22 protein-coding genes are annotated in these 25,004 nt (G+C 39.1%); 10 read left to right on the plus strand and 12 right to left on the minus strand.

Features of this window, described 5'->3' with window-relative positions; translation table 11 throughout:
* Positions 1-83: 83 nt before the first annotated feature.
* A complete protein-coding gene (locus tag PHG22_01565; protein MDD5490465.1) occupies positions 84-722 on the minus strand; it encodes a hypothetical protein in 639 nt (212 codons plus the stop codon).
* A 165-nt stretch (positions 723-887) separates the two neighbouring features.
* On the opposite strand from PHG22_01565, the gene PHG22_01570 reads away from it, so the two are divergent.
* Entirely contained in the window at positions 888-1,250 is a 363-nt protein-coding gene (locus PHG22_01570) for a hypothetical protein (GenBank protein ID MDD5490466.1), read from the plus strand.
* 92 nt (positions 1,251-1,342) lie between these two features.
* Here the strand turns inward: PHG22_01570 and PHG22_01575 are convergent, their stop codons facing one another.
* From PHG22_01575 to gltX, 3 genes are all read right to left on the minus strand, one after another.
* Positions 1,343-1,627: a hypothetical protein gene (locus PHG22_01575; protein ID MDD5490467.1), complete on the minus strand. Its 285-nt coding sequence runs from the start codon at positions 1,625-1,627 to the stop codon at positions 1,343-1,345.
* A gap of 64 nt (positions 1,628-1,691) precedes the next feature.
* Positions 1,692-2,951 (minus strand): peptidoglycan DD-metalloendopeptidase family protein, encoded by a 1,260-nt coding sequence (locus PHG22_01580; protein MDD5490468.1) that lies wholly within the window; start codon positions 2,949-2,951, stop codon positions 1,692-1,694.
* A gap of 140 nt (positions 2,952-3,091) precedes the next feature.
* Positions 3,092-4,582, minus strand: coding sequence for a glutamate--tRNA ligase (gltX, locus tag PHG22_01585; protein ID MDD5490469.1), 1,491 nt, complete (start codon positions 4,580-4,582; stop codon positions 3,092-3,094).
* A 62-nt stretch (positions 4,583-4,644) separates the two neighbouring features.
* Here gltX and PHG22_01590 point away from each other — a divergent pair, with 62 nt between their 5' ends.
* Positions 4,645-4,953 carry a hypothetical protein gene (locus tag PHG22_01590; GenBank protein ID MDD5490470.1) on the plus strand — a complete coding sequence of 103 codons (309 nt, stop codon included), beginning with the start codon at positions 4,645-4,647 and terminating at the stop codon, positions 4,951-4,953.
* A 48-nt stretch (positions 4,954-5,001) separates the two neighbouring features.
* On the opposite strand, the gene PHG22_01595 is transcribed toward PHG22_01590, so the two are convergent.
* Together PHG22_01595 and PHG22_01600 are read right to left on the minus strand one after the other, a co-directional pair.
* Positions 5,002-5,733 (minus strand): WecB/TagA/CpsF family glycosyltransferase, encoded by a 732-nt coding sequence (locus tag PHG22_01595; GenBank protein ID MDD5490471.1) that lies wholly within the window; start codon positions 5,731-5,733, stop codon positions 5,002-5,004.
* 87 nt (positions 5,734-5,820) lie between these two features.
* Complete coding sequence (locus PHG22_01600; GenBank protein ID MDD5490472.1) at positions 5,821-6,801, minus strand: ribose-phosphate pyrophosphokinase; 981 nt, start codon at positions 6,799-6,801, stop codon at positions 5,821-5,823.
* Positions 6,802-6,954: 153 nt separating this feature from the next.
* Between PHG22_01600 and PHG22_01605 the strand changes: the two genes are divergently transcribed.
* On the plus strand, positions 6,955-7,395 hold the full coding sequence (locus PHG22_01605; protein ID MDD5490473.1) for a hypothetical protein: 441 nt from the start codon (positions 6,955-6,957) through the stop codon (positions 7,393-7,395).
* 154 nt (positions 7,396-7,549) lie between these two features.
* Entirely contained in the window at positions 7,550-10,180 is a 2,631-nt protein-coding gene (gene clpB, locus PHG22_01610) for an ATP-dependent chaperone ClpB (GenBank protein ID MDD5490474.1), read from the plus strand.
* An 82-nt stretch (positions 10,181-10,262) separates the two neighbouring features.
* Here clpB and PHG22_01615 read toward each other — a convergent pair whose 3' ends face one another.
* The 3 genes from PHG22_01615 to PHG22_01625 are packed head-to-tail and all read right to left on the minus strand — an operon-like array spanning position 10,263 to position 13,259.
* Complete coding sequence (locus tag PHG22_01615; protein ID MDD5490475.1) at positions 10,263-10,421, minus strand: hypothetical protein; 159 nt, start codon at positions 10,419-10,421, stop codon at positions 10,263-10,265.
* Positions 10,422-10,470: 49 nt separating this feature from the next.
* Positions 10,471-11,907 (minus strand): RelA/SpoT family protein, encoded by a 1,437-nt coding sequence (locus PHG22_01620; GenBank protein MDD5490476.1) that lies wholly within the window; start codon positions 11,905-11,907, stop codon positions 10,471-10,473.
* 47 nt (positions 11,908-11,954) lie between these two features.
* A complete protein-coding gene (locus PHG22_01625; GenBank protein ID MDD5490477.1) occupies positions 11,955-13,259 on the minus strand; it encodes a hypothetical protein in 1,305 nt (434 codons plus the stop codon).
* 165 nt (positions 13,260-13,424) lie between these two features.
* Between PHG22_01625 and PHG22_01630 the strand changes: the two genes are divergently transcribed.
* The 6 genes from PHG22_01630 to fmt all read left to right on the plus strand — a co-directional run bounded on the left by PHG22_01630 (position 13,425) and on the right by fmt (position 20,659).
* On the plus strand, positions 13,425-14,873 hold the full coding sequence (locus PHG22_01630; GenBank protein ID MDD5490478.1) for a hypothetical protein: 1,449 nt from the start codon (positions 13,425-13,427) through the stop codon (positions 14,871-14,873).
* A 4-nt stretch (positions 14,874-14,877) separates the two neighbouring features.
* Positions 14,878-15,663, plus strand: a complete 786-nt coding sequence (locus PHG22_01635) for a class III extradiol dioxygenase subunit B-like domain-containing protein (protein MDD5490479.1) — start codon at positions 14,878-14,880, stop codon at positions 15,661-15,663.
* A complete protein-coding gene (locus tag PHG22_01640; GenBank protein ID MDD5490480.1) occupies positions 15,663-16,766 on the plus strand; it encodes a glycosyltransferase family 4 protein in 1,104 nt (367 codons plus the stop codon). The genes PHG22_01635 and PHG22_01640 overlap by 1 nt, the downstream gene beginning before the upstream one ends.
* A 448-nt stretch (positions 16,767-17,214) precedes the next feature.
* Entirely contained in the window at positions 17,215-19,095 is a 1,881-nt protein-coding gene (gene priA, locus PHG22_01645; GenBank protein MDD5490481.1) for a primosomal protein N', read from the plus strand.
* A 51-nt stretch (positions 19,096-19,146) separates the two neighbouring features.
* The gene (gene def / locus PHG22_01650; GenBank protein MDD5490482.1) at positions 19,147-19,605 is read left to right on the plus strand and encodes a peptide deformylase; all 459 of its coding nucleotides are present in this window, start codon (positions 19,147-19,149) and stop codon (positions 19,603-19,605) included.
* Positions 19,606-19,741: 136 nt separating this feature from the next.
* Positions 19,742-20,659: a methionyl-tRNA formyltransferase gene (gene fmt / locus PHG22_01655; GenBank protein MDD5490483.1), complete on the plus strand. Its 918-nt coding sequence runs from the start codon at positions 19,742-19,744 to the stop codon at positions 20,657-20,659.
* 79 nt (positions 20,660-20,738) lie between these two features.
* On the opposite strand, the gene PHG22_01660 is transcribed toward fmt, so the two are convergent.
* The 3 genes from PHG22_01660 to PHG22_01670 all read right to left on the minus strand — a co-directional run bounded on the left by PHG22_01660 (position 20,739) and on the right by PHG22_01670 (position 25,002).
* Complete coding sequence (locus PHG22_01660) at positions 20,739-22,931, minus strand: cyclic nucleotide-binding domain-containing protein (GenBank protein ID MDD5490484.1); 2,193 nt, start codon at positions 22,929-22,931, stop codon at positions 20,739-20,741.
* Between the two features lie 261 nt (positions 22,932-23,192).
* Positions 23,193-23,426: a hypothetical protein gene (locus tag PHG22_01665; GenBank protein ID MDD5490485.1), complete on the minus strand. Its 234-nt coding sequence runs from the start codon at positions 23,424-23,426 to the stop codon at positions 23,193-23,195.
* 76 nt (positions 23,427-23,502) lie between these two features.
* A complete protein-coding gene (locus tag PHG22_01670) occupies positions 23,503-25,002 on the minus strand; it encodes a hypothetical protein (GenBank protein ID MDD5490486.1) in 1,500 nt (499 codons plus the stop codon).
* Positions 25,003-25,004 lie beyond the last annotated feature (2 nt).

Raw genomic sequence — 25,004 nt, forward strand, 5'->3', positions numbered from 1 at the left:
TCATTTTCTCGTATTTTTGTCAAGAGCCCCCTTTTGGGACGGAATAAAAAAAGGCGCGTTTTGGCGCCTTTTTGGAGCTGATTTTAAGAAGGGAATAAATCCCCTCCCGCTTCTCCTGTCGGCAGGGGGTCGCGATGTCTTCTATCCCCGTAAACGTCGATTGTTGTACTATAATCTTCCTCGGCATTGACATTACGAAGTGATTTTTCCCGCTGCTCTCTTACTTTCGTAATAAAAAATTCAAGATTGTTGGGCCGGTTTTCCGGCGGGAGAGCTTCAAAATGCCTTAATATCCAGTAAGCGGCTATATACTTTCGCGAGGGATTTTTTCTGTTAAGCCAACGAAGCCATTTAAGATATTTTTTTGGCGGTCGTACGTTGGCTTCAAGCAAATAGTATTTTCGGATTTCTGATAACGTTTTTAGAATACCTTGAATGCAGATTGGTTGGCGGCGGGCCATTTCTTTCAAAAGTTTAGAATCTTTAAATTGGCACTTTTCGGCGCTATTTAACGAATTGTAGTATTTCGCTAGCTCACTGATTGCCTCTAACGTGAAACAATCCGCAAGTGGTCCGTCAAATTCCCAAAAACGCCAATCGGAAACGCGGGAGTCGCCCCCTTTTCCATTGTAAGCATCTTCTACGAGATGAAAAATAAGATAACTTCTCTTTACACCTCTTGAACCTCCCCTAACCCTTGTTTTTTTATTCTCTTTCTCCATTTCTTATTCTCCAATTAGTTGTTAAATAACAAATATACTGTTCATATATTTTTATCATTTTCTCGTATTTTTGTCAAGAGCGATGTCTCCCTATTGACTAATTTTAGTAAAAAAAGTAAAGTGAGGGCAAAATGAACCGGTTCTTTTATATTAGGAGGGTTAAATATGAGGAAAGATTTAAAAACCAAGGTAACGCTCGTGAAACACGGCTCTTATTCGTCAGAAAGCAAGTATGACATTACGCAACATAAGTATGGATGCGCTGATTGTGAAGAGGTTCCGCAAGGGTATGCGGAACTATTGGAAATTAAGAATCCGCCGGCCGGCAGAGAAGGAGCCGTTATTCATATCTGTATAGATGGAGCCGGCAGCAGAATTTTTGCTTTTCGGACAATAGCTGAAGCCAGGGCGGCATGGGAGCTGAAATGTCACGAACTTCTTAAAAAAGATATTAATTTTAAGGGAGTCAAGGGGTTTGCGAAAAGCATTAAATACACCCGTAAAGAGCCGTGGTTTTATCAGAATTAGCTAAACTATAAAATAGGGATGGATTTATCCCTATTTTTTATTAGCATTAAGTACGAAATAAAAAAGACGTCAGCTGACGTCTTTTGGCGGAGTTATTGAGTTTTGAGTTTTTTCTCTATGGACTCCTTTTTCTCTTCGGCCGCTTTTATAAATTTTTCGATTCCTCCGCAAACTGGTTTTTTGGTTTCATAATAGTGAAGCAGGGCGTTTATGCATACCAATCTTTTCTTACTCTCACCATTTCTCCAGAAATAATATTCTACGGGGATATCACAGACGATTTCTTTTTCAAGCTCTTTGTCTAAGGGCATTTTGTGGTCCACGAAAAATGCCCGCAAGACGCAGAAGAATTTAACCTTAATATCTATTTTGTTCATTTTACCCTCCAACTAATTGTTAAAGTTCTTTTTAAAAGAGACGCTTTTCGGCGCCTCCTATTATTTAAAAATTTATCAAATAATCCATGGGATTAACCGGTATCCCATCCAATCTTACCTCAAAATGTAAATGCGGTCCAGTGGTCAGCCGCCCGGCACCTAAGGTTCCCGGAGCGCCGCCCGTGTAAGCAACGATTTGGCCGCGCGTCACATATTCGTCCTCGGTGACGGCAAAAGCCGAAACGTGCCCGTAAACCGTGGAAATTCCGCCGGAATGGATAATCATCAGATAATTATAACCAAAACCGTTTTCCCTGACTCTGGCGATATATCCGGGCGCCGGTGCGCGTATTGCTGTGCCCTGTGAGGCCCTTAAATCAACCGCCGGATGCTCAAAAATATAGCGGAAGGGGTAGTCGGGGTCGTGGAAGGTGGCGGTGATGCCGTTAAAAGGTATCGGCCAGGAAAGTATCGCCTGCTCCCCTTCTTTGAAATTTATGTCGCTGGCTTCTAATTTTTGTCTAATGGTTTTTTCAAGTGAAGCGATGTCGGAACTTACGGCCTGTTGTTCGCGGCGTAATTGGGATAATAATTCTTGAAATTTCGCTTCGGACTTTTTAGTGTTTTCCAAAACTAATTCTTTACTTAAGATTTCTCCCTGCAGACGGCTCTGCTCCTCGCTTAAAGCGAGTTTTAATTTTTCCAGGTCCTTTTGTTGTGATTCCAGACGGATTTTTTTCTCATCCAACTCCTTTTTTAGCGTTACGACCTTACCTAAAACATCGCGCAGGTTTGTCTGCATATTTTCCAGATATTTTAGCTGGTCAAAAAAATCAGAAAAAGAATCATTCAGCAAGAAAACTCGCAGATAACCGATATCGTCATTTTTTCTGATAAGTTGAAGGTAGTCAGTTAGAGTTTTTTTGCGATTGGCGATATCTTTTTCTTTATCCCCTATCTCTAAATTGGTGCCAGCTATTTCCAGCTTAACCTGGTCCATCTCCGCTTCCGTTGTTTCTATGTCAATTTTCGTTTTGGCGATTTGATTTTCCACTAAATTTATCTGATTGGCTAAGTTTATCGCCTCTGACCTCTTTTGAGAGATGAGTTTTTCGTATTGTTTGGATTGGTCTTTCAATTTGTCTATTTCGTCCTTTTTGGATTGTATTTGGTCGTTGATATTTAAAACTTCATCCCTGATGTCGTCTTTTGCTGTTTCCGCCAAGATATTTTTTATAAAACCCGGCGAGAGAAAAAAAATACTAACTATAAAAAAAATAGTTAGCAGGCGGAAAGTATTTGTTTTTTGTGTTTTTGTCTTCATTAATTTATTTTAACACGGTTTAGCTGAAATAACCAAATTTTTGCCAATATTTATAAGTTATGGGACTATCCTTTTTTAAATTTTGAGCGATATTTGCGGGAGTTAAATCTTTAAATCTACCAAAGTAGTATTTCCATATTTTATTTTAAAGTATTTATTGCGTCATTTATTCTTTTTAACGTTTTTTCTTTTCCTAAAATAGCGGCAATGTCAAAGGGCCCGGGCGAGGCCTTACGGCCGCAAAGGGCGACGCGCAGTGGCCAAAGCACCGCCCCCCTATCCTCCCCGCAAATTCCCAGCAGTATTTTTTCCAACTTTTTCGGCTCAAAATCTTTTTCTTTTAGTTCAGAAAGGATTTTATAAACATTTTTCAGATTAGCGCTGGTAGCTTCTTTATCGCTTTTCTTCCAGATTAGTATTTCCGGTTCGTATTTAATGGAATCAAAAAAGAAATAATTGGTAGCTTCGTCAATGTCTTTTAATTTTTTAATTCTCCCTTGCTCCAGCGCCACGATTTTTTCCAGATATTCAGAGTCAATCAGTTCTTTGGTGTCAGTTATTTCAAATTTTGAACCAGCTCTTTGAATCAGGCGGCCCTCCGCAAGAAAAGGGACGCAGAGTTTAGTGAGTTCTTTGATTGATTTTTGTTTAATATAATAACTATTAAACCAATCCAATTTTTCAACATTAAAAATCGCGCCGGTTTTATGCGTTTTTTCTATGGAAAATTCTTTTATCAAATCTTTGAGCGAAAAAATTTCCCGTTCATCCCCCGGATTCCAGCCCAAGAAAGCCATAAAATTCACCAAGGCCTCTGGCAGATAACCATTTTCCCGATATTCTAAAATTGAAGTGGCACCGTGCCTTTTAGACATTTTAGATTTATCGGACCCTAGAATCAGGGGCAGATGGCCGTAAACAGGCGGCGTGAGTCCGAGCGCTTCAAAAATCAAAAGCTGTTTGGGTGTGTTGGAAATATGGTCTTCCCCGCGGATGACGTGGCTGATTTCCATAGTATAATCATCAATCACCACGGCAAAATTATAGAGCGGGGTGTTGAGGTCTTTGGCAATTGTTATATCCCCAATTAAGTCAGTATCAAATTCTATTTCGCCGCGGATAAGGTCGTTAAATTTTATTTTTTTTGATTCAACTTTAAAACGGATAATCGGTTTGCGCCCTTCGCTTTCAAATTTTCTCTTTTGTTCTTCTGTCAGATGGCGGCATCGTCCGGAATATCTCGGAGCAATCCCCTGTTTCTCCATCTCGGCGCGTTCTTTATCCAATTCTTCCTCGGTACAATAGCAATAATAAGCCGTGCCATTATCCAAAAGTTTTTTTAGATAGTCAGAGTAAATTTCTGTTCGTTGACTTTGAAAATATGGTCCGTATTTACCGCTTTTTTCCGGCCCCTCGTCCCATTCTATTTCCAGCCACCTTAATCCTTCTATTATATTTTTAGTATATTGTTCGCCAGACCTTTCCAAGTCGGTATCTTCAATACGCACGATAAAATCACCCTTATTTTTTTTAGCGAATAAATAATTAAACAAAGCGGAGCGGGCTGTTCCAATATGCAGATTGCCGGTCGGCGACGGGGCGATTCTCACTCGTATTTTAGGCTTTGACATTAAAGTGGAGTTAAGTTATAATTACCTAAATTATATAAAAATTAGCGATTTTAGTCAAAAGTATGGATAAAAATGGATGGGAATCATCGTTAGACCCTAAAAAAGAAGAGGAAAAGAAGGCGTATATTGATACTATTCGGCAGAGGTCCAAAGAATTATTATCTCAAATTCCCGATGAACAGTTAGAATTTATTTTAAATATATTACAGGGCGGCAAAACTATTAAAGAGATTGAAAAAGACAAAGATATTGAGGCGGAATTCATGACGCGGTTTAATTTAAGGGATGATAAAAATTTTAGGCAAATTGCCAATATCATTTCTACTTTAAAATTTGCCAATCGCGAAGACGAGAGATTAAATAAAATATAAATAAAACAAAAATCCCGAACCCATTTTGGCGGAGCGGGATTTTTTATTTTATCTTTTTGTCAAAACCAGCCAGCTAAATTTTATCACCGCGTTATAAATCCTCTTCCAGCGCCAAGGTTCTAAAATTAAACGCCACAGCCATTCCAATCCGATTATTCTTAAAAATTTCGGTGCGCGCTTTATTTGCCCGGAAATAAAGTCAAAACTACCCCCTACTCCCATAGCAAACTTGACGCTTGGCAGTTTAGCCAAATTTTTATCAATCCATTTTTCCTGTTTAACTTGTCCCAGGGCTACCAACAGGACATCCGGCCCAAAGTTGTTTATTTTTTCTAGTTCCAAATTCTTAATTTCCAATTCCTGATTTTCAACAATTATCTCACTATCCCCTATTATTTTTAGATTCGGGCATTTATTTTTTAAAATTTCCGCTGTTTTTTCTGCCGCCCTATCTTTCCCGCCCAAAAGATAGATTGAACAATTATTTTGTTCACATAGCGTTGCAATATCCCAAATCAAATCTACCCCGGGGATTCTTTCGGGCAGAGGTCGTTTTAGAAATTTAAAGGCGAGAATTAAACCAAAACCATCAGGAATAGAGAGGGCGCATTTATTTAGAAGATTTTTAAATTTCTCATCTTTTTGCGCCGCTACAATAAATTCCGGATTTACCGTGACAATTTGGTGCTGTTCCGGCAAATGTAAAAAAATTTCCAGTTTTTCCAGAACTTGTTTTTTATCTAAGTTATCTATGGTAACTCCCAAAATATCTATTTTCATATTTCTATAAAGTATCATTTTTAATCCAAAAAATCAAATAAAAAATCCCGTTTGGATTTTGTCCAAAAACGGGATTAAGTTTTAAAATTACTGTTCGAATGTCATGTTGTTGATGTGGCTTACCGATTCGCCGGTGTTTACAGCCCTGATCGTTTCGGCCAGGATTTGGTCAACACTGATTTTTTTAAATTTTTTTAGCATTTTTTCTTCGGGAAGAACGAGAGTGTCGGTAAAAACTATTTCTTTGATGGCGGAGTTTTCAATGCGTTCCACCGCTTTACCGGAAAGCAGGGCGTGAGTAGCGCAGGCGTAAATTTCCTTGGCCCCTCTTGCTTTTATCGCTGCCGCGCCTTGAGTTATCGTGCCAGCCGTGTCAATCATATCGTCAGCAATAATGCAGATTTTGCCGTCAACTTCGCCAATAATATTCATCACTTCGGACTCATTTTCCTCGATGCGCCTTTTATCAATAATAATCAGTCGGCACTTGAAATAGGTGGCAAAATCATCTCGAGCGCGTCGCGTTGCCCCTGTGTCGGGAGCCACAATAACAAGATCTTCTTGCAGGTTGTGTCCTTTTGCCAGAAGTTTTTTTTCAAAGTAATTAATCAGTATGTTTTTAGCGTAGACGTGATTGACCGGGATAGGGAAGTAGCCCTCAATGGCGCTGTTATGCAGGTCAATCGTAATAACTTGTTCCACCTTGAGGCTGGCGCTTTTGATAAGCATGGCCACCAAACTTGCTGAAATCGGCGTGCGAGGTTCTATTTTACGATCTTGCCTGGCATAGCCGAAGTAAGGAATTACCGGGATAATCCTTCCGGCCCCGGCGCGGGAAACAGTATCAATCATAAAAAGTAGTTCCAGGATATTTTCTGCCGGCGGGTTGGTGCTTTGGATAATAAAAACATCATTATCGCGAACATTGTTTCGAACATTTTTAATCTTTATTTCCCCGTCAGAAAATCTGCCAACTTCCATTTCACCCAATTTTTCGCCTAATCTCGCCGCTACCCTTTCGGCCAGTGGACGATTGGAATTGCCGGTAAAAATTATTCTCTTTCTCATTTTTATACCTCCTTTTAAGGTTATCAAGGTTCAGATTTAGTTCATTTAAACATTTTCTAAATAAATTGTCAACTATTGAGGGTGAATTTTATCCCGCCTTATTGACAATATAACAAAATATGCTATTATTAAATAATAAATAACCCAATTATTATGGATTCAAAATTTTTTGGAGGGGTGTCAAAATTTGAGAAAGGAATAAAAGAGAAAGAAGCGAAAGAAGCCGAAAGACAGAAAAGAATAGAAGAATTTCAGGAAGAAGCCAAAAAAAGTATATTACAGTGGTTAACTTCAAATGTACCTGATTGGCCAAAAAAATTTCAAGAAAGTTTAGATTTTAGGATTGACCACAATCCTTTGTTTAAAGAACTATTATCCGAATTTAATGAGTGGTATAATGATAAGTGGGCAGATGACCCTATGGGTTTCAAAAAAACCTTTTTGGAAGCGACATTTTTAGAAAATATCATCAAGGGATTTAAGAAAGAAGTGGAAAAAAAACGGGAAGCTGAAGAGGAGCAAGAAATAAAAAAAAGAAAGAACAATATCGGGGGAAATGTGATTATGAAGATTGGAAAAATAAGGATTGAATAATAGTTACATCTCAAAAAGAAGGGCACTATTCCCTTCTTTTTGATTTCCGGTTTTATTTAATTTTTATAACGTTTGACAGATTTTTAGAAGTTAATTATACTGGAATTAGCACTCAAAGTAAGAGAGTGCTAATATAATTCTTTAATTACTTGATATGTTACCTTTTAATAATTTTACCGTCAAAGCCCAAGAGGCCCTGCAACGCGCTTCCCAGATTGCCGTGGAAAGCGGGCAACAGCAAATTAGCGACCTTCACCTGCTTCTTTCTCTGGCGGGGCAAGATGGCGGAGTTATTGTTTCTATTTTAGAAAAATTAAATGTCAATCAGAAAACCCTGGAAGAGCGGGCTTGGAGGGAGTTGGAGTCGCTTCTTCAACCGCGGCTGCCCATGGGCGGAATTGCCCAGCTTTACATTACTCCGGAATTTCGAGATGTTTTGGAAAAGGCTTCAAAAGAAGCGGAGAAAATGAAGGACGAATATATTTCCACCGAGCATTTGCTTTTAGCCATGCTTTCCGTTAAATCAAAATCACGTTTGCTTTTAGAACAATTCGGGCTTACTTATGATAGTGTTTTGCGGATTTTGAAAGAAGTTCGCGGCAGTCAGCGCATTACTGACCCGGAACCGGAAAGCAAGTATCAGGCGCTGGAAAAATACAGTGTTAATCTGACTGACCTCGCCCGCAAGGAAAAGCTTGACCCGGTAATCGGGCGTGATAAAGAAATCCGCCGTTTAATGCAGGTTCTTTCCCGCCGCACCAAAAACAACCCGGTGCTTATCGGTGAACCCGGGACCGGTAAAACGGCGATTGTGGAAGGTCTGGCCCAGCGCATTGTTGACGGAGATGTGCCGGAAAGCATCAAGGATAAAGAATTGATTTCTCTGGATATTGGTTCTTTAGTTGCCGGAACTAAATTTCGCGGAGAATTTGAAGACCGCTTGAAAGCCGTGCTTAAAGAGATTAAAGCGGCGGCCGGTAAAACAATTCTTTTTATTGATGAACTTCACACGATTGTCGGGGCGGGCGGCGCGGAAGGAGCGATTGACGCTTCTAATATGTTGAAGCCGGCTTTGGCGCGCGGTGAATTGCGGGCCATTGGCGCGACAACAATCAAAGAATATCAAAGGCATATCGAAAAAGACGCGGCTTTGGAAAGGCGCTTCCAGCCGGTTTTGGTAAGCGAACCAACCCCCGAAGACACTATCAGTATTTTGCGCGGCATTAAAGAAAAATATGAAGTCCATCACGGAGTTAAGATTACTGACAACGCCCTTTTGGCAGCCGTGGAACTTTCCAAAAGATATATTACCGAAAGATTTCTGCCGGATAAAGCCATTGACCTTGTTGATGAAGCAACTTCTGCTTTGCGCATGGAGATAGATTCCATGCCCGAAGAATTGGATAAATTTAAAAGACGGCAACGGCAGTTGGAAATTGAACGGGAGGCCTTGCGTAAAGAAAAAGATGACCCGGACGCCAAAGAACGATTAAAAAAATTAAATAAGGAAATATCTAAAATTAAAGAAGAGTCCAGCGAGTTGGAAATCCATTGGAAAGCGGAAAAAGAAGCGCTTACCAAAATGCACGAATCCAAAGCAGAGATAGATAAATTAAAAAGTCAGTCGGAAAAATTGGAACGCGAGGGGCATTTGCAGGAAGTGGCGGAAATTCGCTATGGCCGCATACCTAATTTGGAAAAGGAAATAAAAAAACAAGAAAACAGATTGACGGAGATTCAGAAAACTAATCGTATGCTCAAAGAAGAGGTTGATGAAGAAGATATTGCCGAAGTGGTGGCGCGGTGGACGGGCATTCCCGTGGCCAAGATTTTAGAGTCGGAAAGCGGAAAATTGGCCAAAATGGAGGAGGGGCTGCAAAAGCGCGTAATAGGCCAAGAAGAGGCAATTGAGGCCGTAGCGAACGCTGTGAGGCGTTCCAGGGCCGGTATTGCGGAGGAATCACGTCCCATCGGGTCGTTTATCTTTATGGGGCCTACGGGGGTGGGTAAAACCGAGCTGGCGCGGGCTTTGGCCGAATTTATGTTTAACGATGAAAATGCCTTAGTGCGGCTGGATATGTCCGAGTATATGGAAAAACATTCTACCGCCAAGATGATTGGTTCTCCCCCGGGATATGTTGGCTATGAAGAGGGCGGACAGCTTACGGAAATTATCCGCCGCCGGCCCTACGCCGTTATCTTATTTGATGAAATAGAGAAAGCCCATCCGGATGTTTTTAATATGCTACTCCAGATTTTAGACGATGGCCGGATTACTGACAGCAAGGGGCGCGTGGTGAATTTCAAAAACACGGTTATCATCATGACTTCCAATATCGGGAGCGAACTGATTTTGGAAACCGGCCGCGGCGGGGTTATTGGTTTTGGTGATAAGGCGGAAAGAAAAAGCCCCGAGAAAATAATGCGCGACAAAATAATGAAGATGTTGCAGGAAAGATTCAAACCGGAATTTTTAAACAGAGTTGATGAAATCATTATATTTCATTCTCTGAAACCGAAGGAGCTGGCGCGTATTGTTGAATTGCAGGTTAAAAAAGTACATGACAGATTATTGGAAAAGAAAATTAAGTTAAAAATTTCCGATAAAGTCAAAGACCTGCTGGCCAAAAAGGGCTATGATCCCCTCTTCGGCGCCCGACCGTTAAAACGCATTATCCAGCAGTTGATTTTAGACCCCTTAGCGCTTAAAATTATCAACAAAGAATTTAAAGAAGGAGAAACGGTGAGCGTTGACGCTCGCGACGGCAAGATAGTGTTTAAGTAATCTTGTAACTTATAACTCAAAACTTGTAGCTTAAATAAAAAAAGAACGTTGTAATAAGCGTTCTTTCTGTTAAAAAGAAGGGTTATTTGTCTGTAGCTTTTATCCCTTCATACATCATTTCCCTGATTCGTTTTAATTCTTGTTGCGCTTTCTTTTCTCTTTGCCGGCATTTATGGGCCATATAAAAAAATATGCCTATTTGCAAAAGAGCAAGCGCTTGTACTATAGTGCTGTGTTTCATTCCGCACCTCCTAAACTTATTTATGTCAATTCAATTTTAAAAGTTCAATTTAAATTTTTTCTTTTATCATCATTCTAGCTTTGCGGGTTTTAATTGATTTCAACCAGGCGGGGTCGGGTTTTTTTCGGCTTCTTTCTATGATTATTTCCACCTTGTCTCCGGACAATAATTTATAATCGTCAGACACTAATTCATCATTTACTTTAGCCCGCGCGTATTTATGCCCCAATTCAGTGTGTATGGCATAGGCAAAATCCACGGGCGTGGCGTTTTCTGGCAGATTAATAATGTCGCCCTTTGGCGTAAAAACAAAAATTCTTTTTTGAAAGATGTCGGTTTTTAAGGAATCTATATTTTCAAAGAATTTTGTTTTTTCTTTAATCTCCTTTTGAATTTTAGAAAATTCCCTTAGCCAGGCAATGTGTTTTTTCTTATTTTCCTGACCCTCCCCCTGCTCTCTATAAAACCAATGCGAAGCCAGACCATATTCATCTTCTTCGTGCATTGTTTTGGTGCGGATTTGAAACTCAACCGTTTTTCCGTCTTCGCAAAAAACCGTGGTATGAAGAGATTGATAGCCATTCGGCTTGGGTTGAGAAATATAATCTTTAATCCTTCCTTTTACCGGTTTCCAGCGATGGTGTAGTATACCGAGAGCTGAATAACAGTCACTTTCCGATTCCACGATGATACGCGAAGCAAAGATGTCGTAGATATTATTAGGATTCCAATTTCTGGCGGCTAACTTTTTATAAACCCCGTAAAGACCTTTTTTGCGGCTGTGAATTTCTGCCACTCTGATGCCGCCCTTGACCAAATCTTTGCTAACTATTTTTCTTATTTTCTCCAGATAACCTTCTTTGGTCGCGTAAACATTTTTTACCAAGTTCAATGTTTTTTCGTAATCCTCGGGATAAACATACTTAAACGATAAATCTTCCAATTGCTGGCGAATTACATCCATCCCGAGACGATTGGCAATCGGGGCATAAATTTCCAGACTTTCTATCGCCAGGCGTTTTTGTTTATTTTCCGGCAGAAAGCTTAGTGATTTTAAGTTGTCAATTCTATCAGCAAATTTAATAAAAATAATCCGCACGTCATCCGCTACGGAAATAAACATCTGGCGCAAGTTTTCCGCGTATTTTTTTTCTCCGCGATACCTCAAACTGTCCAGCTTCATCTCCCCCTCAACCATCTTGGCTACATCTCGGCTAAAATTTGTTTCTATGTCAGCGATAGTGTATTTAGTGTATTCCGGGACATCATGAAGTAGCCCAGCGACGACAAAATTAATAGGCAATTTCCATTCGGCAAGATGAAGAGCGGTATTTACGGAATGGTTTATTTGGGGTTCTCCGGAAAAGCGTTTATTATCTTGATGGGCCATTTCCGCAAAATTGTAGGCCCTTTCCACTAACTCAACATTTACCTTGGGATAATTTTGAGATAACAGTTGTCTAATTTTTTCAATATTTTTAAACATGTATGTAAAATAAAAAACGTCCTTTTAGTAAAAGTTTATAACTTTTACTAAAAGGACGCAAGTTCGGCAGATGAAGGGGGCGCGGGTTTAAATTTCTTGTTTCTCTCCTCAAATCGTTGCTTGATGTAACTGAATATTTGTTCTTGCACCTTTTTTTTATTCCAGTTTATACCAAACAATTCTTTGGGAAAAAGCTGGGAGAAGAGACCATTTTTAGCAGCATACCACCGCGCATGATAGAGAGTGTGATTTTCCGGGGCAATAGAATTGCAAATGTTGTAGAGATGTTCTACGGGCAGATGTTGAATCTCGCGGTATTTACCGTCAATAAAGGCAAATTGGCTTTCAATTATCAAATTTTTAGCAGAAAACTTGTTTAAGCTGGGGACGTTTTTAACTCCTTCGGTAATTTCCCATAGTTTTTTTTGGACAAATTCCTCACCTCTTTTCATATCTTCCAGGGAAAAGTAAGCAAGGCGTATGCCGTAACGATCTGGGAGAAATTCGGGGTTTAGTTCTTTGTTTCGCAACATCCTGCCTATAGTTGACATATAACCTTTTTTTCTGCTGGCCAACAATGCCTTAACCTTTTTCTCAGATGAATCATCTATGTTTAGGGTGACTATCTCAACGTCTTCTGCTTCGTAGCACATATTTGCTGGGATATTCTTGCCATTTAGAAAATCTTCAGAAGAAATCATGGAAACGCATTTCCATTGATTTAGCGGGTCATAGAAAATAAACCACTTCTCTTTTTTGATATTAGAAAAAATCCCCTTACTCACTAAATAAGTTTTAATAGCTTCTTCCTGCTCTTCATCTTGTTTTTGCCATTCTCGAAGCGGTGTTTTCCAGTCCTTGTATTTAGCGCCTATAAGGAAGTATTTTCTGACTAATTCTATGGTCCGTAAAATTTCAAATTCTTCCCTTGAAAATATTTCCTTATTCTCATTGGCAAGTTCTATTTCTTTCCACTGCTTAAAGAGTTCCAGCATTCCAATAATAACCGTTGACCCCAGAAGCGGTTTTAGAGAATCTTGTATAGAGGGTGGTAGATATTCAGTCATCAATTCAGAAACGTCTTTTTTAACCTTACTTAGCACATACCCTATACCCAGAATAAATTCGTTTAGTTCGGCTGTTTCGCCTGACGAAGAAATACCTTCCCTTAAAATGTCAGCTAGTCGTTGATTGGGGGCGGTTCCCGTATCCACACTCCCGTCGCTTTTTTTGCCGGTAGAAATATAATCTTTATTTCTACGCCATTTTTCCAGTTTTTGAACAAAAATATTGTCTTTTTTGAGATTCTGCAGCGCTTTGGCACTGCAGAATGCTTTCTTCTGCTGTGCCATGTTTTTACTCCTTAAGTTGTTAAAGACCTTTATATTAAACCCTTTTGGGTATATTGTATATTAAATAAATACTACCGTTTTGTCAAGAAGTTTATTTATTTTTTTAGCCTTGCGATATTAACGTTTTTTTTATATAATAAAAAGGCAATTAATAAAATCAAAATTATGGCTAAGGCAACAAAAAATATATTTATAATTACGGTGATTTTTAGCATGTTCTTCCTGCCCTTATCCCCTATTCTTGCCGTTACCTTTAACCCCGATTATATTTTATCCGATTATGAGTTTACTGACAAAGATGCTTATAGCGGGCCGCAGGCGATTGAGTTTTTCATCAAATCCAAAGGCGGAGCAGTGGCTGATTACAAAATGCTTGTTGATGGCCAGTTAAAAACCACCTCGGAGTTGATTTATGAGTCCGCGCAGGTAAATAACATTAGTCCTAAATTTTTATTAACTTTACTTCAGAAAGAATCAGGTTTAGTCACCGCTTCTACATTCACGAGTGATGATTTAGATTGGGCCATGGGAGCGGGCATTTGTGATAGTTGCTCCAAAGACGACCCGGAAATTATTTTAAAATATAAAGGTTTTGATAAACAGATACGTTGGGCGGCGGAGCTTAATCGTTGGTATTTAGATGAAATCGCTAAAAACGGAAAAACTTTTACCGGTTGGGGTCCGGGGGTGACTAAAAAAACTTTAGATGGGATAAAGGTTGTCCCTGCCAATTCCGCCACCGCCGCTCTTTATACCTATAACCCTTGGGTTGGAAAGTATGGCGGCGGGACTTCAAAATATGGAGCCAATTCCCTTCTCTGGAAAAGATGGACCGAATGGTTTACTAAATTTTATCCCGACGGCTCATTACTAAAAGATAAAGAGGAAGCCGGAGTTTGGCTGATACAAAATGGCTTAAGGCGGCCTTTTTTCTCAAAGTCCGCCCTGCTTTCTCGCTATAGTTTAGAGAAAGTGATTGAAGTCGCCAAAAATGATTTACTAAAATACGAAATCGGCAAACCAATAAAATTTTCTAATTATTCTCTTTTGCGTTCTCCCCGCGGAACGGTTTATTTGTTGGTTGACGATATTTTACGCGGCATTGCCTCGCGCGAGGCGTTTAGGGCAATCGGTTTTAACTCCGAAGAAATTATTGACGTAGAACAGGAAGAATTGGCGCAATACATCGAAGGTGCGCCCATAACCGCAGAAAGCGTCTACCCCACAGGGGCTTTATTACAAAATAAAAAAACCGGAGGAGTTTATTATGTGGAAAACGGGGTTAAGCATCCTATTTGGGCCAAAGAAATTTTAAAAAGTAATTTTAAAAACAAAAAAATTGTCGCCGTCTCGGCTGAAGAGTTAGGAAAATACCCCGATAGCGAACCTCTGAAATTTAAAGAAGGAGAGCTAGTGAAATCCGCCGTTTCCCCGTCGGTTTATGTTATTTCTAATGGTTTGAAACGTCCCATTCCTTCAGCTGAAATTTTTGAAGGGCTTGGGTATAAATGGGGGCAGGTAATAATTACGAATGAGAAAGCCTTGGAAGCGCATTCTTTTGGCGAACCAGTACGTTTGACTTCCGGAGAAGTTGAAATAGCCATTAATAAATAACCCTATGTTGGTATTTGCCGCTTTTACTCCCCATACTCCCCTTTTGATTCCTAATATCGGCAAGGAGAATTTAGCTCATTTAGGAAAGACAATTAAGGCGATGGAGAGTTTGAATAAAGAATTGATTGAGGCCAAGCCAGAAACGATTATTGTTTTTTCCGGACACCATTCGTTTCTTTCGGACCATTTTATAATTAATTTAAACACTAAGTATCGCGGAGATTTTCAAGAATTCAGTGATTTGACCACAGCAGTTTGCTTTAATGGTGACGTTGTTTTAATTAATGAAGTAAGGGATAAAATCGAAGACGAGGTTCCCTTGGTGCTTAAAACAGAAAATAATTTGGAATACGGGACTATTGCCCCGCTTTTTTATCTAACAAAAAATTTACCCGGGATAAAAGTAGTTCCATTTTCTTATTCCTTAGCCGACAAAGAAACGCATTTCAAGCTGGGGAAATTATTAAAAGAGGTTATTTGGGAAAGTGAAAAACGCATTGCGGTGATAGCGGCGGGCGATTTATCTCATACTTTGACCAAGAATTCGCCGGGCAGTTATTCTAAAAAAGGCTCTCTCTATGACCAGTTACTTATAGATTTTTTGAAAAGCAAAGACATAAAAGGGCTTTTAGATATTGATAACGAAATTATTGAAGAAGCGAAAGAATGTTCCTTTCGTTCATTATTAATGCTTCTCGGGATTATTCACGAGATGAACTATGAAGTTAATATTATTTCTTACGAACATCCGTTTGGCGTAGGATATTTAACGGTAAAATTTAAAATCTAATGAGAATATTATTTATAGGTCCAAAAGCTATCCCCTTGGCCGGGATAAGCGGGGGCGTAGAAAAACACATTGAAGAATTGGGCGCTCGTTTGGCGGAGAGGGGGCATGAAGTTATCGCTTATGTGCGCCCTCGTTTTTATGTTAAAAAAATCAGTGAATATCGCGGCATAAAGTTGGTTTATATTCCATCTATATCCACAAAAAATTTAGATACGATTACTTACAGTTTTTTGGCCACCATTCGGGCTTTATTTCAAAAAGCGGACGTAATTCATTACCACGGCGTGGGGCCGTCCACGCTGGCGTTTATCCCGCGTATTTTTAAACCAAAGACAAAAGTGATTATTACTTTCCATAGTCAGGATAAATTCCACAAGAAATGGGGCTGGTTTGCCCGTCTGTATCTTTCCTGGGGAGAATTTACCGCTTGCGCTTTTCCCCACCAAACCATTGCCGTTTCTCATGTCATACAGAAATATTGCCAGAAAAAATTTAAAAAATATCCCGTTTATATTCCTAATGGAGTAATTCCCCAGCCGCCGCCGAATAGTGACAAAATAAAAAAATGGGGGTTAGAAAAAGATAGTTATATTTTGACGGTGGCTCGTTTGATAGAGCACAAGGGAATTCATCATCTTTTGAAAGCTTATAATGAATTAAATGTTGATAAAAAATTGGTTATAGTCGGCGCGGCAAGCTATACCGACGATTATTTTAAATATCTGCGGGAGCTCGCCGAAAATAACAGTAATATTATTTTTACCGGTTTTCAAAGCGGAGAAGATTTAGCACAGCTATTTGGTAATGCCTATATTTATGTTCATCCGTCAGAATTTGAAGGATTATCCCTTACTATTTTAGAGGCAATGAGTTACGGACGCTGTGTTTTAATGAGTGACATTCCGGAAAATTTGGAACTGATTGACCACAGTGGAGTGAGCTTTAAAAATAAAGACGTTGAAGATTTAAAGAATAAAATACAAGAGTTGGTTAATCACCCGGAAATAGTGGGAGAACGGGGAGAAAAAGGGAAAGAATTTATAGAAAAAAATTACAATTGGGATAAAATTGCCGAGGAAACTTTGGAAATATACAAAGGTTGAACAAGGCGAGTATTTTTAGTCAATTTTATAAATACGAATTGTTTAATATCTTGGCGCTTGACAGGTTTTTAGAATTATGCTATAGTATGGTCAGAGAAAGGGTGCGGTAAAAACCGCCCCAAAATAGCATCTCCCCCCGTTGTGCGTTTAACGCGCCGGCGGGAAAAAGGGAGTTTTGTTCTGCCAAAATATTGTATTGAGTTAATTTTAACTTGATACGTCGGGTTTTAGGAGGTATGTCTTTGGCCAAGCGTACCAGAGAGTTTAGGGGAACGGTTGTTCTCCCTCCCGATGAGTTAGTTCTGGCGACGGATAAAAAGCGCGCAAAAGCGTCACCGGAAAGTCCTCTAGGAAATTTTTCCTAAAAAACTCTAAAATTATTGCGCCGGGAACCCAGAGGGGGTCTCCGGCGCTTTTTTTTTCTTATCAGATAGGGTAAAATATAGCCATGATTGCCGAAATTATACCGGCAATAAAATTGCCGAGAAATTTTACCTACTTTGACTATTTGGTTCCCGAGGAGCTGAAGAGTAGTCTGCGCGTGGGGCAGATAGTTCAAATACCTTTCCGTGGCCAAAAAATTGAAGGGCTGGTTTATAATATAAAAAAAGGCAGTGAATCAAAATTTAAAAAATTGAAAGCCATAATAAAAATACCTATCAACCCGCCGGTTTTTGATAGAGAGGATATTGAGCTAATAAAATGGCTGGCTAATTATTATTTCATTTCTTGGGGGCTGTCCGCCAAACAATTTATCCCCGATTTTCCCAAAAGAAAATCCCAGTCCCAAGAAATAATCACTTCTAATCTTTCAATTAATTTTGAGGTCAAGCCACGGCCAAGGGGATTGGGTTATTTTCAATATAAAAATCAGGACGAAAAACACTCTTTTTATTTAGACACGGTTCGAAAAAATCAGGGGCAAAATAGGCAAACATTGTTTTTATCGCCAACTATCAGTGGGGCGATAGAATTGAATAATTTTTTTATTCAGCATTTTAAAGGACAAACATCTCTGTTATTAAATAATTTATCAAAAGGTTCTTTTTATACCGAGTGGCTCAATATCTTAAATAACAAAAAAAGTATCATTATTGGAACTCGCAGCGCTATCTTTTCTCCCTTGAAAAATATTGGGGCGATTGTTTTGGACGAAGAATTCAGTGATGATTTTAAACAAGAAGAGCCAAACCCGCGTTACGACGCTCGCAGTTTGGCTATACAAATAAACAAACTTAAAAATATTTCGGTTATTTTTTCCAGTCCCCTACCCCGGCTGGAAATGTACCCACAAATAAAATCCGGTAAGATAAAAATTTTAAGCAGTACGGAAATAAAATATGACAATTTAAAAATCATAGATTTAAACGAAGAAATTCGAGCCGGTAATTATTCGTTACTAAGCGATTTCCTGGAGGAAAAAATTGCCGGTGTTTTAAAAAATAAAAAACAGACACTACTATTTTTAAATCGCCGCGGTGGCGCCACGTACATTTATTGCGGTGATTGTTCCTATGTTTTTTCATGCGGAGAATGCCAATTACCCTTGGCAGAGTACGGAAAAATTCTACGTTGCCGGCATTGTAATAAAGAGTTTCCTTTTCCGCTTGCCTGCCCCGCCTGTTCCGGGACTAATCTAAAATTTTCCGGCAAAGGCACACAAAAAGTAGAATTTTTTATAAAAAATAAATTTCCCGACGCGATTTCTTTAAGATTGGATGCTGATGTTGATAAAAAGGATTTAGATCAAAAAATACTCGCCAAGGCCGATATTATTATTGGCACAAACTTTATTTGGCAACGTTTAGATTGGAGTAAAATCGGGCTTGTCGGTGTGCTTAATTTTGATAATTTTATAAACCATCAAGATTTCAGGACCAGAGAAAAGCAAGGCCATTTTTTAGCCAATTTAAAAACGCATTTTGATGGGCCACTTGTTATCCAGACACACTCCCTGGATAATCCAGTTTTTCAATATTTAAAGAATGGAGATTGGCAGGAATTTTTTAACAAAGAGCTGGAAATTAGGAACTCTTTTTCTTATCCCCCATATTCGCATCTGATTAAACTTATTTATCAAGATAGTAATGATAAAAAAGCCGAAAGAGAGTCAGCGAAAATTTATAAACTATTAGCAAGTAAAATCAAAGGATTAGCTGGAGTAGAATTAATTCCCCCGATCCAGTATTATGGTTTAAAAATACGCGGAAAATATCGCTGGAATTTAGTGCTTAAAGTCCGCCAGGATTCTTGGAATAAAATTTATGAAATTTTGAAAGTCGTGCCGGCAAACTGGTTAATTGATATAGACCCGAGTAATCTTCTTTAGAGTTGACTTTTTTATTGCCAAATACTATAATGTTTGGTCAATATAAAATATATGGCTAAAAAATTGCCCATAGAAAAGGGTGAAAAAAATAAAATATTGCGCAGAAAGTCGGTGGAGTTAGCCACCGAAAAAATTACCTCTTCAGAAATCAAGGAGTTGATTGGCGATATAATAAAGACGATGAAAGAAGAAAAAGGTGTTGGTTTAGCTGCTCCACAAATCGGAGAAAATATCCGTTTGTTTTGTGTTGATACCAAAGAAAAACCTTTGATTTTTATTAACCCTCGTATAACAAAAAAATCTCTCGGGAAAGAAATAGCCGACGAGGGATGTTTGTCATTGCCAGGAGTATGGGGTCCAGTAAAGAGAAGTAAAAGCGTAGAAGTGTCTTTTTATAACGAGCAGGGTATAAAAATAAAAATTAAAGCGAGCGGTCTGCTTGCCCGGGTGATTCAACATGAGTATGACCATTTAGACGGTATTTTATTTATTGACAGATTGAAAAAATAAAATGGGAGAGCTACACAATTATAGCTCTCCCCTCTGCCGGGTTGGAGTTGTCTCTTTTGGACAATCGGTTAAATAATATAATATTAAATATTTTTTGTCAATATTAATGTTCAAAAATAGTAAAAGAGTAATTTTTATGGGCACTTCCGAATTCGCAGTGCCTATTTTAGAAAAACTGATAAAAAATTATCAGATTATTGGCGTATTTACCCAGTCGGATAAACCACTTGGAAGAAATAAAGAATTGGCAAAATCCCCCGTTAAAGAATTGGCTTTGAAAAATAATCTAACTATTTTCCAACCGCAAAATTTGAAAGAACAGAATGCGTTAAACCAGATAAAAGAATTAAGCCCCGATTTAATCGTAGTGGTGGCTTATGGGAAAATTATCCCTCAAAATATTATAAAAATTCCTAAATATGGCGTGATTAATATCCACGGCTCTCTTTTGCCAGAATATCGAGGCGCCTCCCCTATTCAAACAGCAATATTGAATGGTGGGGAAAAAACAGGAGTAACTATAATGCTTATTGATGAAAAAATGGACCACGGCCCAGTATTGGCAAAGCAGGAATTAGGAATCACGAATAACGACACAACGGAAACGCTTAGCAAAAAATTGTCTGTTTTAGGAGCTGATTTACTTATTAAGATTTTACCCGATTATTTGTCGGGGAAAATGAAACCTACAGAACAAAATCACGAGCAGGCAACTTTTACAAAAATAACTACTCGCGAAGATGGCCAAATTGATTGGTTTAAATCAGCCGAAGAAATAGAGCGGCAATGGCGCGCTTTTACTCCCTGGCCGGGAATTTTTACTTTTTGGGACGGGAAACGATTAAAATTAAACGCTATTAGGATTTTAAATACGGATAATAACCCGGCGCAAGATATTGGAAAAGTTTTCTTAATCGATGACGATAACATGGGGATTTATTGCGGCAAAGGAAGTTTGATTTTAGAAAAACTACAACTTGAAGGCAAAAAGGAATTAACCGGACAAGAATTCAGGCGAGGATATAAAAATATAATTGGTGCGGAATTAGGATAAATTTTATAGAAAATAGAAAAACCACGGATGATTCCGTGGTTTTTGCGGTATAGTTACAATTCTTTTTGTTTTTGGAAAGCTATGCCTCGGGGCTATATCCTCGCTGAGTGAGGATAAAACGTAGGTGACGACGGACAGAGGGGACAGTGAGATAAAGCTGATTAAACTGGGTAGCGTTTATTTTATAAACAGTCACCCTGCTAATCGCTTTAATTGTGGCGGTTCTTTCTTTCTGTAGCTCAAGAGCTACAATTTCGCCCACAATATCTCGCGGGCCAAGAACCGCAATCTGCTCCCCTCCTTTTTCCACACTTACTTCGCCCTCAAAGATGACATAACAATCCTTTGAAGTTGTCCCTTCGTTGATGATAATCATTCCCTCGGGAAAGACCATTTTTTCAGCGAAAGAACTGATTTTCGCGAGCAGTTGAGCTGAAACCTCAGCGAAAATTTTCACCCGACGGAGAAAATCTCTTGTTTTCCACATAGTCTGAAGAGCTGAGATTGTTTCGGGATTATGACTTATAAACTCAGTAAAAATTTCTCCGGGAATAGAGAATATTTTCACTGGCGAAACGGCTCTAACGGTTGCATTTCGCGGTTTTCGTTGGACAAAAGCCATTTCCCCAAAAATATCCCCGGCTTGCAGTAGGGCAATTTTCTTTTGAGAAGAATTGGAGCCGACCAATACTTCAAATATGCCACTTAAAACCACATAGACATTGTCCGCTTTACTTCCCTCTTCTATTACTACTGTTCCAGTCGGTTTATTTTGGATTGTTCCGCTTTGTAGAAAAGCAGAAAGCCAGGATCGGTCAACCCCGAGTTGATTAAGAGCATCTTGGATGCTTATTACATCAAATAGGTCGCTGTTACCTGGTACCAGATTAAAATGCTGGGTAGGTCGGAGAAGATGATTTTTGATTTCAGGGGGAAGCTTAGAAGAGTTACTGTGGGTTAAGAAAATCTTTTCTCTCACTTCCGGGTTACTTTCGATGTAAGAAGCGAAGTCTACGGGTTTCCCATGAAGGGGCGCCCCGCCGGCGTCATAAACGGCCATTACTATGTCCTCCCGTTTAGTGGCATTGAGTATTTCCAAGAGGCGATCTCGGCGATTATCCGAAATAACCCCCTTTTGGTGAAGCTCCTCTATGCCGGTCCAGGAAAGATTATCTCCGCCGATAAGAAGACTTTTCTTTTCTCCGTTACTATCCACTATTGAAAAAGTGAAGCCGATAGTAGGAATACTATGCGCGTTGTAATGAGCGGTAATACAACCGCCAGGGATTTTTACCGGTTTAGTCGGAGTAAGGAGGACAAAGTCAAAGTACCCCCTTACCTCGTTTTCGTCGATATCCCAGATAGCCGAGATTTTCAGACAGAGTGAGCCGAAAATTTCCGGAGTAGTAATCACTTTTAGCTTTTTGTCCTTGCGGTGAATTGATGATGCGGCCCAGTGGTCGTCATGGACATGAGTCGGACAGACGGCTTCTATCTGAAGTAAGCTCAATCCCATTCTTTCTACCACTTCGGCTACGTACGGCATAGAATCAATAAGATAGAAAAGTCCCCTCGCTCCAGCTATAAGACCGCTGCAAGCGTTCTCGGGGTCAAAACCGTTTGACGCACTTAGCACCTCTAAGCCGAGACTTGACGGCTCAACAGCTTTGTAGAAAACTGGCAAGGGAAACGGAGGAATTTGTTCTCCTTCAAAATTGAGATTAATAACATCGAGGTCGTTGACCAAAAAGATGTTTTTGTCGAGTTTAGCGATTTTAACACCTCTAGCCCCTTCTTGAATTACCACTTCTCCCAACTCGTTAAAATAGTGAAAATCCACTAAATCACGAATTTGGAGAATTTTACCATCTCTTTTGAGGGCAAAGTGGTCCATTTCGCGGCGGAGCATCTCTGCTACTCCCTTAGAAGTTCCCCAACGTTTCATCTCTTCGTCAGTCGGTCCTAAAAGAGTAATACGTAAAATCGTCTCAATCTGTTGGCACTGTTTTTTTGTGCCGACGATTATCAATTTTTCTCCTCTAGAAAATCCGCCGGAATTGAAAAGATGATAATAGAGAATAAATTCAAAGGAGAATTGAGAGTTGCCGCCGACATAAGGGACGGAGGGGGCAACGACAATTCTCACCCTAGGAGAATCGGGTGTTTGCAATATTTTTTTTACCACCTCGGGTGGCGCGCCAAACAGCACTCCTCCTATTTCCGTTTTAACCAAATAACACCCTTCACAAAGTTTTATTGTTTGCTCGTTCATTGTAAAAACCTCCTAATTATGGGCACATGGCCCGGGTTAAGAAAAGAGGCCGTCATTTGAGTTCAACCCTTAAAACACTACTAAATATTTCATGTTTCTTGGTGGTTTGGTCCTACTAAATATTTCGGACCCGACCCAAATGCGTTAATGACGACGTACAAACACTGTTTGTCAAAGAACCGTAACTTACCGCTAACACAGCTAATATACCCCAAGGGTTTAAAAAAGTCAATATTAAAAAACCGCGATTTATTATCGCGGTTAGTGAACACTTTTGGCGATTTTCCAAAGAAATCTTGCTATAAAAAACAGCAGCAAAAGTGTAAAAAGAACAAAAGTAAGGGTGGGCAAAATTTTTGGTAAAAATTCGGGGTGTTTCCAGTACACATCCGCAATTTTAAGCGGAATATAGAGGGTATAAACAGTAATTAAGCCTATGCCCACCTGACAGCACAGAAAAAAAGTTTTTAAGAAAGCAAGTATTTTTCTCTCCATTTCTCCTCCTTTTACAGATTCCGTATTATAGCGCAAAAAATTTATTTGTCAAGACCCGCCGATCGCGACTGAGATGTTAAGTACTTGACATAATCGCCGATTCAAATAAAGAGCTGCAAAGAATAAGGTATCCGATTCCCAGCGGATGGTTGAGATAAGGGCTGAAAAAATTAGTTCCGATAATAGCGATTAAGCCCAAAATTGTTCCCAAAATCAAATAACCAGCGCTCTCATTTTTTAAACCTTTCCACTTCACGAATCCTTGTTTAGATATTTTGTAAAGAAGCAGAAGATAAATTGCGAGACCAAAAAAACCCAATTTTAACCAAATATCTAAGTATCCCCATTCAAAAGCAGAGGTTGTATAAAGTCCATCAGCAGTGGTTTCTAAAATTCGCGGGTCAGAGGTTTTATAAGTTACAGCAGCGCCAAATCCTTCACCGGCAATAGGATTTTTCTTGATTTCTTTCCAAAGTTCCGGAAGAAGTTGCCAACGGCTGGAGGCTCCGGCCTCGCTCAAATTAGTGAATCTGTCGCCAAACAAGGAAGCCGAAAATCCGCCTAATACTTTGGGGTAAGGGAAATTCGCCATGGTATAAACCAAACCAAAACTTATTATTAACAATAAAATAAAATAGAGACAACTTTTTAAAACAGAAACTAGTTGTTTATTGCTTAGCCAAAATAATAAAGGTAAAAATAAAATTCCCGCCGCCGCCCCGCCCAGCCAAAAGCTTCGGGAAAAACTGATGATAATAACCGCGCCATACGAGATAAAAAGTAAAATCAAAGGTAAAAAATTTTTATCCTCCAGCCAGACTTTTATTCCCCCACTCTTTTTTATAATCATCGCAATAAAAACAGCGGTGATAAAAATTCCCACCAAAACAAAAATTTGCGACTGGATAAATATCCGATAAAAATTTCCCCCCGCAAAAGTAATCTCCCCCACTCCGGAATTTCTTACCCAATGATAAAGAGGAATGCTCACTTCCCATAAATTATGAGAAAAAATATAAAGCAGAGTGAATGTTTTTAAGGACAGAACGATAGTTGCGGCAAAGAAAATCTGAAGCAGGTTATAAAATTGACTTTTGTTTTTCAAAATTTCATAAAATGGAAAAATTAAAGCAAAATAAACCCAGGCATTAGCGTCAAAAAAAGCGGCGCTGAACTCATTTCTTAGTAAACCATTTACTATCCCCCACCCAATAGCCAGAAAAATTAAAATGTATGGCCAAAACAGTTTTGATTCTCTAAAAAGTATTTTTTTTGTTTTTAGTAATTGCCAAAACCAAACAGACATTACCACTAAGAACAAAGCTATTCTCAATGAAATAATTATCCCGTTATACTCAAAGAAAAAAAGATAACCCTTGGACCCGACAAATAATTCCCCTAAAAGTATAAAAATTCCATATTCTGGTTTTCTAAGGGACAGAATAAGGGTAATTATTATAATCAAAAAGAAAAAGAGATGGTTTAGGGGCGTAAATAAATACCCCAAAAAAGAAAGTAATTCAATAAAAAGAAGTGTGAGGGTAGTAATTTTAAAATATTTTCCGAAGAAGTTCATAA

This window comes from Patescibacteria group bacterium (genome assembly GCA_028716045.1).
In the GTDB taxonomy this organism is placed as follows: Bacteria; Patescibacteriota; Patescibacteriia; order JAQUQO01; family JAQUQO01; genus JAQUQO01.

Coding starts and splice junctions, on each gene's coding strand:
- fmt (MDD5490483.1), top strand. CDS start 19,742: ATGGGCACTTCCGAATTCGCAGTGCCTATTTTAGAAAAACTGATAAAA.
- PHG22_01565 (MDD5490465.1), bottom strand. CDS start 722: ATGGAGAAAGAGAATAAAAAAACAAGGGTTAGGGGAGGTTCAAGAGGT.
- PHG22_01575 (MDD5490467.1), bottom strand. CDS start 1,627: ATGAACAAAATAGATATTAAGGTTAAATTCTTCTGCGTCTTGCGGGCA.
- PHG22_01590 (MDD5490470.1), top strand. CDS start 4,645: ATGGATAAAAATGGATGGGAATCATCGTTAGACCCTAAAAAAGAAGAG.
- PHG22_01630 (MDD5490478.1), top strand. CDS start 13,425: ATGGCTAAGGCAACAAAAAATATATTTATAATTACGGTGATTTTTAGC.
- def (MDD5490482.1), top strand. CDS start 19,147: ATGGCTAAAAAATTGCCCATAGAAAAGGGTGAAAAAAATAAAATATTG.
- PHG22_01665 (MDD5490485.1), bottom strand. CDS start 23,426: ATGGAGAGAAAAATACTTGCTTTCTTAAAAACTTTTTTTCTGTGCTGT.
- gltX (MDD5490469.1), bottom strand. CDS start 4,582: ATGTCAAAGCCTAAAATACGAGTGAGAATCGCCCCGTCGCCGACCGGC.
- PHG22_01625 (MDD5490477.1), bottom strand. CDS start 13,259: ATGGCACAGCAGAAGAAAGCATTCTGCAGTGCCAAAGCGCTGCAGAAT.
- PHG22_01635 (MDD5490479.1), top strand. CDS start 14,878: ATGTTGGTATTTGCCGCTTTTACTCCCCATACTCCCCTTTTGATTCCT.
- PHG22_01600 (MDD5490472.1), bottom strand. CDS start 6,801: ATGAGAAAGAGAATAATTTTTACCGGCAATTCCAATCGTCCACTGGCC.
- clpB (MDD5490474.1), top strand. CDS start 7,550: ATGTTACCTTTTAATAATTTTACCGTCAAAGCCCAAGAGGCCCTGCAA.
- PHG22_01660 (MDD5490484.1), bottom strand. CDS start 22,931: ATGAACGAGCAAACAATAAAACTTTGTGAAGGGTGTTATTTGGTTAAA.
- PHG22_01595 (MDD5490471.1), bottom strand. CDS start 5,733: ATGAAAATAGATATTTTGGGAGTTACCATAGATAACTTAGATAAAAAA.
- PHG22_01605 (MDD5490473.1), top strand. CDS start 6,955: ATGGATTCAAAATTTTTTGGAGGGGTGTCAAAATTTGAGAAAGGAATA.
- PHG22_01615 (MDD5490475.1), bottom strand. CDS start 10,421: ATGAAACACAGCACTATAGTACAAGCGCTTGCTCTTTTGCAAATAGGC.
- PHG22_01570 (MDD5490466.1), top strand. CDS start 888: ATGAGGAAAGATTTAAAAACCAAGGTAACGCTCGTGAAACACGGCTCT.
- PHG22_01580 (MDD5490468.1), bottom strand. CDS start 2,951: ATGAAGACAAAAACACAAAAAACAAATACTTTCCGCCTGCTAACTATT.
- PHG22_01620 (MDD5490476.1), bottom strand. CDS start 11,907: ATGTTTAAAAATATTGAAAAAATTAGACAACTGTTATCTCAAAATTAT.
- PHG22_01640 (MDD5490480.1), top strand. CDS start 15,663: ATGAGAATATTATTTATAGGTCCAAAAGCTATCCCCTTGGCCGGGATA.
- PHG22_01670 (MDD5490486.1), bottom strand. CDS start 25,002: ATGAACTTCTTCGGAAAATATTTTAAAATTACTACCCTCACACTTCTT.
- priA (MDD5490481.1), top strand. CDS start 17,215: ATGATTGCCGAAATTATACCGGCAATAAAATTGCCGAGAAATTTTACC.